Annotated in this window: 11 protein-coding genes and 1 riboswitch; of the genes, 5 read left to right on the plus strand and 6 right to left on the minus strand. The window is 39.5% G+C overall.

Features of this window, described 5'->3' with window-relative positions; all coding sequences use genetic code 11:
• The first annotated feature begins 146 nt into the window (after positions 1–146).
• Positions 147–860: a hypothetical protein gene (locus tag QRN68_RS26205; protein WP_285400348.1), complete on the plus strand. Its 714-nt coding sequence runs from the start codon at positions 147–149 to the stop codon at positions 858–860.
• Positions 861–885: 25 nt separating this feature from the next.
• Here QRN68_RS26205 and map read toward each other — a convergent pair whose 3' ends face one another.
• From map to thiT, 3 genes are all read right to left on the minus strand, one after another.
• A complete protein-coding gene (map, locus tag QRN68_RS26210) occupies positions 886–1,641 on the minus strand; it encodes a type I methionyl aminopeptidase (protein WP_285400349.1) in 756 nt (251 codons plus the stop codon).
• Positions 1,642–1,691: 50 nt separating this feature from the next.
• Complete coding sequence (locus QRN68_RS26215; protein WP_285400350.1) at positions 1,692–1,868, minus strand: hypothetical protein; 177 nt, start codon at positions 1,866–1,868, stop codon at positions 1,692–1,694.
• Positions 1,869–2,063: 195 nt separating this feature from the next.
• Positions 2,064–2,624, minus strand: a complete 561-nt coding sequence (thiT, locus tag QRN68_RS26220; protein WP_285400351.1) for an energy-coupled thiamine transporter ThiT — start codon at positions 2,622–2,624, stop codon at positions 2,064–2,066.
• A gap of 166 nt (positions 2,625–2,790) precedes the next feature.
• Positions 2,791–2,898: riboswitch (TPP riboswitch) on the minus strand.
• Positions 2,899–3,021: 123 nt separating this feature from the next.
• Here thiT and QRN68_RS26225 point away from each other — a divergent pair.
• Together QRN68_RS26225 and QRN68_RS27165 are read left to right on the plus strand one after the other, a co-directional pair.
• Positions 3,022–3,354 (plus strand): magnetosome magnetite crystal formation protein family, encoded by a 333-nt coding sequence (locus tag QRN68_RS26225; protein ID WP_285400352.1) that lies wholly within the window; start codon positions 3,022–3,024, stop codon positions 3,352–3,354.
• Positions 3,355–3,506: 152 nt separating this feature from the next.
• A complete protein-coding gene (locus QRN68_RS27165) occupies positions 3,507–3,659 on the plus strand; it encodes an LUD domain-containing protein (RefSeq protein WP_481817489.1) in 153 nt (50 codons plus the stop codon).
• A gap of 315 nt (positions 3,660–3,974) precedes the next feature.
• Here the strand turns inward: QRN68_RS27165 and QRN68_RS26235 are convergent, their stop codons facing one another.
• Positions 3,975–4,181 (minus strand): hypothetical protein, encoded by a 207-nt coding sequence (locus tag QRN68_RS26235; RefSeq protein ID WP_285400354.1) that lies wholly within the window; start codon positions 4,179–4,181, stop codon positions 3,975–3,977.
• A 42-nt stretch (positions 4,182–4,223) separates the two neighbouring features.
• On the opposite strand from QRN68_RS26235, the gene QRN68_RS26240 reads away from it, so the two are divergent.
• The gene (locus tag QRN68_RS26240; protein ID WP_285400356.1) at positions 4,224–4,442 is read left to right on the plus strand and encodes a hypothetical protein; all 219 of its coding nucleotides are present in this window, start codon (positions 4,224–4,226) and stop codon (positions 4,440–4,442) included.
• Between the two features lie 63 nt (positions 4,443–4,505).
• Here the strand turns inward: QRN68_RS26240 and QRN68_RS26245 are convergent, their stop codons facing one another.
• The gene (locus tag QRN68_RS26245) at positions 4,506–7,586 is read right to left on the minus strand and encodes an SbcC/MukB-like Walker B domain-containing protein (RefSeq protein WP_285400357.1); all 3,081 of its coding nucleotides are present in this window, start codon (positions 7,584–7,586) and stop codon (positions 4,506–4,508) included.
• Positions 7,583–8,740 carry an exonuclease SbcCD subunit D gene (locus QRN68_RS26250; RefSeq protein WP_285400359.1) on the minus strand — a complete coding sequence of 386 codons (1,158 nt, stop codon included), beginning with the start codon at positions 8,738–8,740 and terminating at the stop codon, positions 7,583–7,585. The genes QRN68_RS26245 and QRN68_RS26250 overlap by 4 nt, the downstream gene beginning before the upstream one ends.
• 92 nt (positions 8,741–8,832) lie before the next feature.
• On the opposite strand from QRN68_RS26250, the gene QRN68_RS26255 reads away from it, so the two are divergent.
• Positions 8,833–10,029 (plus strand): hypothetical protein, encoded by a 1,197-nt coding sequence (locus tag QRN68_RS26255; protein WP_285400361.1) that lies wholly within the window; start codon positions 8,833–8,835, stop codon positions 10,027–10,029.
• The last annotated feature ends 180 nt before the right edge of the window (positions 10,030–10,209 follow it).

The following is a 10,209-nucleotide window of genomic DNA, read 5'->3' on the forward strand; positions in this document are numbered from 1 at the left end:
AATGCCTATTCAAATGGTAAATTGTAGATGATTTTAAACAACACGATACATTGTTAGAAATTTCCGTTATAATGAAAATATAATGTCACAGTCCTATACTTATTTGTCTTTTCCCTATACAATTTAACACGAAGGGAGAGGAAAACATGCCTCGATTTATTTTGATGACAGTATCTTATATTGTCTCACTTATCCTAACCTTTTCATCCTATTTCATGAAAATAAACGATCAATCTTCATTAGAGATCTCAAATCGTTTTCCTGTAATATTCGCACCTTTTAATGTTAGCTATGTGATTTGGATTGTAATTTACATGTTACTTGGTTATTGGTTAGTCATGAATATTAAAAAGACATCTATTAAACAGACTGTTCTCTTTAGTAGCATTTGCATCATGCAGGCGTTAACAATTGTGTTTTGGCATCACGAACTATTTATCGTGACAATTGCTAGTACGTTTATTTTAGTACTGTATTTATTTTTGTTGTACAATACGTACCCTCTCAGCGATCATTCACCTTCAGGTCGAATACCCTTCTCGATTTACTTCGCATGGGTTACATTTATACTGATGACAAACGTAAGCTTTACGCTAACATCTTATCAATGGAATGGTTTTGGCCTTAGTAATCCACTTTGGGCAGTTATTTTACTGACAATCGGGGTCGCAATAGCGCTACATATTCGATTCCATCATTTTGATATTATGTATCCAAGTGTATTTATCTGGTCCTATATTGGGGTTGCGTTACATAATGGTTTAGATGAGCTACTTGTGACAACAGCATCTTTATTTTTATGTGGAGTGCTACTTGTCGGTATATTATTTATTAAAAAAAATCCTGCCTACCAAAAATAAATTGGTTAGCAGGATTTTAGCTTTTTTATTGTTCATCAAGTGAAGTTAAAATAATTGGTTTGTCTTTTGTAACGATAACTGAATGCTCGATTTGAGCAACTAATGATTTGTCTGGCGTAACGAATGTCCAGCCATCACCAGATTCCACAATATGCTCCGCTTTTGCCGAGATAAATGGCTCGACTGCAAGCACCATGCCCTCTTTCATAATTGTAGAATCCCATGCATCATAATAGTTTAAAATATGATTTGGCTCATCATGTAATGAACGACCTAATCCATGACCTGTTAGGTTCATGATCACTGTTAAATCATTGGCATACGCTTCACGCTCAACAGCTTTTCCGATTTGGTTTAATTTCGAGCCTGCTTTTACTTTTGTCATTGCACGATCAAAAGCACTTTTAGCTACGCGACATAGCTTTTCTTTATCCTCATAGCCTTCACCAACTACAAATGAAATACCCGTATCAGCAAAATAGCCATTTAATGAACCAGATACATCAATGTTTACGATATCTCCCTCATTAATCACACGTTTACCTGGAATACCATGTGCGACTTCCTCATTAACACTAATACATGTGTATCCTGGGAAATCATACTCCCCTTTAGGTCCAGAAACTGCTCCTGCCTCAGCAAACATACGGCCTGCAATTTCATCTAGTTCCAGTGTAGTTACACCTGGTTTTGTAGCGGCCTTCATTGCTTCACGAATTTCAGCACAAATACGGCCGATTTTTTTAAAGGCTTCAATCTCTTCTTGCGTTTTTACGATCATTTTTAACGTCCCTTTCATCTAATATCTATTCAATAATATAACATAACTTTTTATACAAAAAACGCTAAACGCTTTAAATATTGTATGTCATCATAAATTCTAAAGTGCTGAAAAACAGGCTCATCTCCAAAACGTGAGATCGATTTCCGTTCCGGCTGGGCGCTTTGCCGCTGTCGCTTCGCTTTAGCACAGAGAATACATTTGTTGCTGCCGCTTTGCTTTCGCACAGAAAACATCCGCTTCGTCGCAGGGTCTCATCTGTGACGCTGATCCCCGAAGAGTCGCCCAGCCGGAACGAAGAACAACTTATTTTCATAACATACGGTTTAATATACGCCATCCCTAAATAGCTAAAAAAGCAATAATCCCTCATTCAATTTAATAAAAATAAAAACCCTCCACTCATGTGAAGGGCATAATAGTTATGATTTTCGTTGCATTAATTGAGGAGCGGCTGTAAATAACAGAACAGCAACAATTGCTGTTAAAACCGTTGCTGGTAGCATATATGTTCCATTATAGATGATTGAATAAATCCATGCATTTTGATCGCCAGCATATTCTGAGAAAAATACAGCGCCAGCAATTGTATGTGCCGCATAACGTAAAAACCCTGCTAATACAGTTCCTAAAATAATATAAAGTGCCATTTTTGTTTTGTTTACATTTTTCGCAGCCTCAAGTACTGGTCGACGAACAATTGCAGCTAAACCAACTACAGTGAAGGCAACGCCGTAATCGAGTAATCCTTGAAGCCAATGTACAATATAGGCACCAAACATTGTTTGCATAACACCAATTAGTAAGCCCGTTGTTAGACCTGGAATAAGGCCCCATCGGAATGCTATTAAAATTATTGGCACCATCACTAGACTAACAGAGCCACCTTGTGCCCATACTTTAAAGGAAACCTGATCAAGCACTAGACCGATCGCTGCGAATATTGCAATCTCCACAAGCATTAAAAGTCTTTTTTTGTCCATATTATTCTCTCCTTTGTTCCGATGTAGGATACAAGAGCAGGAATAGAAAACATTCGATAAATATGTCCCTATCTGACACCAAAAAGACTTAATCTCTACTCAGCACGTTTTTAGTGACCGAATAAAGAAAAAACGATGCCAGGACAGAGCCTCACATCGTAAAAGTGTCGGTTTCTATCCACATCCCTACGCAAGTGTTAACTTACAGGTTCAAAGAGTCAAGGCATTAAGTGCCCAGTCTCAGCTGACATCATCAGCTCCCCTTGTGGTCGTTACATCTTAATTTAATTGAACTACCTAATTGTACGCAAACACGGTTATGATTACAACCTCTTCCACATTTTTTTTGAAACTTTGCTGTTTTTCATGCGTAAATATAAAAAAAGGAGGTACTACTATGGAGAACCAAAAAGTTTTGTCTGCCTTTAGTTATCTCAGTATTTTGTTCGCACCTTTTATTGTGCCAATAGTGGTTTATTTTGTTTCAAAAGATAGCTACGTCAAGAAACATTCTATCCGAGCACTTATATCTCATTTAATTCCAGTCGTGTTTGGAATTATCTTCTTCGCCGTCTTTATCTTCTCAACTTTATCATTTAACACTTTTGAACCGGATTCAGGTAGCACTACGTTTCTTATCATTTGGTTTGCTTCATTCGCAATTTACTTACTCATCTCTCTAGGTATCGTAATTTGGAATATTATTCAAGCTGTTCGCGTGATCCGATAAGTTTCATTACGGAATTGAACAGGTAATACTAAGAGTTAAAGGAGCTGTTATTTTAATGAAAGTATCTAAAGTTGTCAAAACCGCCGTAAAATTAGCACCTTTCGTTATCCCAATTGTAAAAAAAGTAATCGCTACAAAGAAGGGAACAACTAATTCCTCCAAAAACATCTATAAGAAATAATACGCTCCTAAAGTTAAATGGGGTTATTTCCGGGCCTAGTAACTCTGCTGATATTGAAATGATTTTAGTTGTCGGTGTTCACGGCCCTATGTACATGACCTACATTATTATTGATGATTTATAGGAAGGGTTTTCTGCAACGGAAGTGCAGCGACAAAAATCTTTAATGAGCTGCAGTTTTGAGATTTATCGAGAACTTTTGATTGTTTATCGACCAACTTTATCGATTTATCAACCAACTTTCGAAAAATATCGACATCTACCTATTGTCTGACCGCACTGATAATTTACACATAAGCATATTTTTTTACGCAAAATTTAACATCAAAAAAGCGCGAGAAATCAACGTTTCTAAATTGATTTCTTGCGCTTTTTATGGTTTTGACCAGTTTTGTCCCAGTCTCTTTTATTGTTGTTGAAATGACATTAAGGCGTCATATTAAATAAAGTATGACTCTTCGGCAAAGCGAGAGGTTGATTTCCGTTCCGACTGAGCGCTTTGTAGCTGACGCTTTGCTTTCGCTACAGAAAACATTTGCCGCTGACGCTTCGCTTTCGCGCAGAGCAGAGCTTCCTGGGGGCGTCCGATGAGCCGCTTCACTCGCGTTGCTCGCTCCAGGGTCTCATCTGTGACACTGATCCCCAAGGAGTCGCTCAGTCTCCACTCCAATCAACCTCTTCACATAACATGTATCTTCTATCTTATCACCCTATTTATAGTGCGAAAGCGAAGCGACAGCAACAATTAGATGTACAATCGCTCTCTGTTATAAGTCTGTTCTGTTCGATTATGGTGAGTAGTCATAGCTTTCCTTTTAAAATGCGTAAAATTTATAAAAGTTCTACGCTATCGTTGAATGAAGTGGAAGTAGCTCGACACTCGCCAACAGGAAAGAAAGTTGCCTAGAATGAAAATCACCCTGGATTTAAAACGCCACAACATTCACAAAGATTTTGATCGTTTTGTTTTTCACTTCACTTCAAAATATGTTTGACTGTGACCATTCATTGTTTTTTCAACATGTAAAACTGCGGGCATTGTAGCTTTTAATTCTGCAACGTGTGATATGACACCAATCATGCGTCCAGAATCTTGTAAATCAATAAGAGTATCAATCGCCTTATTCAATGCTTCTTCATCGAGAGAACCAAAGCCCTCATCAATAAACATCGTTTCAATACGAACATTACCTTGGAAGCTTTGAATGACATCTGCCATACCAAGGGCAAGACTTAAAGATGCATTAAACTTTTCTCCCCCTGATAATGTCTTCACATCTCGTAATTGATCCGTATAAGCATCATATACATCTAGTCCAAGTCCACTTTGCTTCGCATGCTTTTCTAATCGATCTGAACGTCGTAGCTCAAATTGCCCATTGGATAAATGATGTAGACGGACGTTCGCTGCCTCTGTAATTTTATCTAAATAATTGATTTGAATATAACGCTCAAAGGATAGCTTTTTCGCATTCTGTCCATTTAACATTGCATAGAGTTCCTTCACCCGTCCCGCCTCTTTTTCAAGGGAGCGTATTTCCTGTTCCGTTTCCTCAACTTTTTCGATAAAGTCTGTGCACGCTTTTGCAAATCCTTCTATCTGTTGTAATACTTTAAAGGCTTCTTCATATGTCACACGGAGCATCTCTAACTTTTCTTCCATTAACGTTAAATCTTGTTTCTCTTGACCTTTAAGATGCTTTGCTCCCTCAGTAATTTGTACTTGCAATGTGTTTATTTGCAGAGCATAATCACTACAAGCTTTCCGTAAAACCTCTATTTGCATCACGCTACGCTTTGCAGCCGCAAACTCTTCATAGCTGTCAAAGCCCGCTTCCTTCATACTTACTGAAAATTGCTCGCGCTTTTCATCCATTTTCAGCTTCAATTCCTCGTAAGCTTGTTTAGTTATTTCCACTGCCATTCTAGTATTATTCGCTGCTTCCTTGGCAGATTGCAGGTTTTGTTGGCTAGCATGCCAGGCAGTTTGTAATGCAACCTTTTGTGAACTAAGATCAGCAATTGCCTGCTTTAATGCCTGTAATGACTTAAGATTTTCTGGAATATGTTTTTGTTGCTCTTCCACAACTGCTTGTTGTTTTGTAAATTCCTTCGTCTTTTCCGCTAAATATTGCTCTAGCTTTATTTGCTTTTCTTGAAGACGCTCCATTTGCACACGATAATCCTTTTGTTGCATGCGTACATCAACTAATTGAGTGCTCACTACTTTTAATAGTGTAATTTGTTGCTCTACATTGTGTAAGGAAGCTGCAAGTTGTGCTTGATTTGCTAGATTAATATCATTAGTTTTTAACTGCTCTAGTGCTTCTTGTAAAAGCTGCTTTGTAGAATTATATAAAGCTTCTTTCTCTAAAAACTTGCGCTCATCAGCCGCTGCCTTTACTCGTAAAACTTCTACCTGTGCTAATTCGATAACCTCTAATTGCTCGCGATGTGTTTCAAGATGTGTTGTACTACCGCATACTGGGCAAGGCTCCCCGTCTTTCAGCTGCTGTGCTAAAATACTCGCCTGACTTGTAATCCATTGCTGCTCCAGCTTTTGAAGAGCCTGCTTACTTTCTTGATAGTGGACGTTAGTAGTGAAGACATCGTGCTCAGCAGTCTCAACAGCTCTAGTGTATTTTTCAACTTGCGCTAGTAATGATACTTGCTCTTTTAGCTTCGGCAACTGTTCTAAATAACCCTCGTATGGCTCCATTTGTTTTTCATATTGCTCAATTGTTGTTGTAAGTTGCTGAAATTGCTTATGTTCTTTTTCTACGATTGTACTATTATCGTCTACAGCTCGCTTTGCTGTTTCAACATATTGCTCAGCTATTTGCATTTGCTGAAGATTATTTTCATATGCTTCAAATTTCGGCAATAATGCTTGTAGCTGTAATTCCTGCTGTAAAACTTGCTGACGTTCAGGCTCTTTCGCCTCTTCAACGTTGAACTTCTCTTGCGCTACTTTTAACTGAGCTTCTGCGTTTTGTTGCTCTATAATTGCTTGCTGATTGGATTGTTCTTTACGATTTTGCTCGGCACGTAAGTCGATGCATTGTTGCTCAAGCAAGATAAGACGCTCTGCTTGCTCTGCCAATGCAATTTCGCGTTCTTTTGCACTATATATATTTTGCTCTTGTAGCAATGCTTGCAGACGGTTTTGACGATTGGTTTGCTCATCGAATTGCTCATTCAGCGTTTTCGCCATACTATAATACTCTTGTTCTTTTTGATGATGTGCATAAGCTTCTTTATAGCGCTGCTGCTCTACTTGTATACATTCAGTATAGTAGGTTTGCTCCTCTTCCAGAGCCTTCTTCAGCTGATGCATATTTTCAGTATTATTATTAATACAAGTAAATAAAGATGACGAACGCTGTGGTAGAGCCCCTGCAATTTGACCAAGAAGATGCTCTTTTAATTGTTTAGCACGCAGTAAATCACTTTCAGCTTCTTTTCGTTTCGCATCAAGTCTTTTTGTCATAGCACCGAAGCGGTCTGTCTTAAAAATTTTGCGCAAAATAACTTCTTTATTCGTAGAATCTGATGTTAATAGCTTGCGAAATTCACCTTGTGGTAGCATAACAATTTGGCTAAACTGATCTTTTGTTAAGCCTATTATTTCTTGTAGCTTTTTATCTACCTCGAGCGTTTGCTGCTTTTCTACAATACTAAAATCAAGTTTGTCTTCTTTCATTTCAGCCAGTTCAATTTTCTTTCCAGTAATACTTTTATTTTTGGCTTTAACATGACCCGGCTGACGTAAAATTTGATAAACCTTACCATGCATTTCAAAGATGAGTTCTACAGCAGTGTACACATCATCATCTGCAAATCCGCTTCGTAGCATAGCCGTATCCTGACGATCCTCACCACTCCCCGATCCATACAGTGCATAACAAATAGCATCAAAAATTGTCGTTTTCCCCGCACCTGTTTTTCCGGAAATCGCAAATAGACGATGGTCACCAAGCTGTTGAAAATCAATAACCTCTGTATTTTTATATGGACCGAATGCAGTAATCGTTAACTTTAATGGCTTCATTTTACTGTCTCCCGCTCCTCATCTAGTAATTCTTGCAGCATCTCTGTAAATAGACGCTCTGTATCTTGATCTGGCTGTACGCCAATTATATCTGCAAAAAATGATCGCAATAAATCGATGTCTTCTACCTTTTCCGTCTCAACCGCTTGAATTTCATGTTGGATTTCTTGGCGTATTGCTTTACGCTCCACATGCATTGCATGAGGAAAAACAGTCCGAATACGTTCCATCGGTGAAGCTACTGACGTCGTATCTGTTAAACGTACAAATACATAATCATCACTAGGCGGTAATTTCAATAAATCATCCATTAAACCCTCTACCACACGTAAATTTCGTCTCGCTACAAGCTTGCGTTTTGTGACAGTGATTTCTCCCTGTGCATCTAACTCAACTATTAAAAAGCCCTTCTCATGTAAGTGCTCAGATAATGAATACTTCAATGGAGAGCCAGCATATCGAATCGTTTCATTCAACACAAAATGCGCTTTATGCAAATGTCCCAGCGCCGTATAGTTAAAAGGCTTAAATAACGATGCAGTTATACAATCCGAGCCTCCAATTGATAGAGGGCGCTCTGAATCACTCGTATTCGCTTCCTCTTCTCCATACTTCGTCACAAAGGCATGTCCAACAAAAACATTACGTTTTGTTATATCTATGCTTTGTGCAAGATGATCGATAATTTTTTGCATTGCATCCTGATGAGATCGAATGGAATCATCATCTAAAATAGTCCGTACTGAAGCTGGCTCTGCATATGGTACGAGATGAAAATGTACTTCACCATACTCATCATGTAAAACGATCGGTGCATGATCTTTCGTAAATTGACCTTTAATATGTAAGCCACTATCGCTCATTAAACTACTTCCAAAATTCAATCGACCTGCACTATCATGGTTCCCGGCAACTGCTAATACAGGGATTTTTTTATCAAGCACAATTTCCGCCAAAATATCGTTTAGTAAATTCACTGCCTCTATAGGGGGCATCGAACGGTCATATAAATCACCTGCTATAATGATTACATCCGGTTTTTCCTCATCAATAGCTTGCATAAATTGCTGTAAAATATAATGCTGATCCTCCGTCATGTATACGCCTTGTACAAGCTTCCCTAAATGCCAATCTGCTGTATGAAATATTTTCATTCTTTGCTCCTCCTGTCTATTTCATTTTATCATGGCTGATGGACTGATTGTTTTTCCTTTTATTAGTTTAATAAAAGGTTCATCACCATAACGTGGGGTTGATTGCGATCCAACTAGTCTCTTTCCTGGGGGCGTCGATTCTATCCTTCGCTCAGAGGATTCTTTCCGTCGCTTCGGCAATTTTATCCGTCGCCCCGGGGATTCTTTCCGTCGCTTTGACTATTCTATCCGTCACCCCGGTTCTATCCTTCGCTCTGAGAGTTCTTTCCGTCGCTTCGACAATTTTATCCGTCGCCCCGGGGATTCTTTCCGTCGCTCTGACTATTCTATCCGTCACTTCGGTTCTTTCCGTCGCTCAGAGGATTTTTTCCGTCACTTCGGCAATTTTATCCGTCGCTCCAGGGATTATTTCCGTCGCTCTGACTATTCTATCCGTCACCCCGGTTCTATCCGTCGCTCAGAGGATTCTTTCCGTCGCTCCGACAATTTTATCCGCCGCTCTGACTATTCTATCCGTCACCCCGGTTCTATCCTTCGCTCTGAGGGTTCTTTCCGTCGTTTCGACAATTCTTTCCGTCGCTCCAGGGATTCTTTCCGTCGCTCTGACTATTCTATCCGTCACTCCGGTTCTATCCTTCGCTCTGAGGGTTCTTTCCGTCGTTTCGACAATTCTATCCGTCGCTCCGGGGATTATTTCCGTCGCTCTGACTATTCTATCCTTCGCTCTGACTATTCTATCCGTCACCCCGGTTCTTTCCGTCGCTCAGAGGATTCTTTCCGTCGCTCCGACAATTTTATCCGCCGCTCTGACTATTCTATCCGTCACCCCGGTTCTATCCTTCGCTCAGAGGATTCTTTCCGTCGCTTCGACAATTTTATCCGCCGCTCCTGAGATTCTTTTCGTCGCTCTGACTATTCTATCCGTCACCCCGGTTTTATCCGTCGCTCCGGGGATTATTTCCGTCGCTCTGACTATTCTATCCTTCGCTCTGACTATTCTATCCGTCACTCCGGTTCTATCCTTCGCTCTGAGGGTTCTTTCCGTCGTTTCGACAATTCTATCCGTCGCTCCGGGGATTCTTTCCGTCGCTCTGACTATTCTATCCGTCACTTCGGTTCTATCCGTCGCTCAGAGGATTTTTTCCGTCACTTCGGCAATTTTATCCGTCGCTCCAGGGATTCTTTCCGTCGCTCTAACTATTCTATCCGTCACTCTGATTCTATCCGTCTCTTTTATCGATTTACATAAAAAAGAGCATCATTGCCGATGCCCTGTTGTAAATAGTTAATATTGAAATGTTCTTTATAACCGAATTGCTCTAACCGTTTCCATAAAAGCAGCAGCATATCCAGTAAAACCTTGAATGATACTTGCAGCAGGACTTGGCTTTTCTTTTACTTGTTCTATTTCTTGTTCTGTTTCTGTTTCTGTTTCTGTTTCTGTTTCTGTTTCTGTTTCTGTTTCTGTT

This window comes from Lysinibacillus sp. fls2-241-R2A-57 (genome assembly GCF_030209535.1).
Taxonomy (GTDB): Bacteria; Bacillota; Bacilli; order Bacillales_A; family Planococcaceae; genus Lysinibacillus.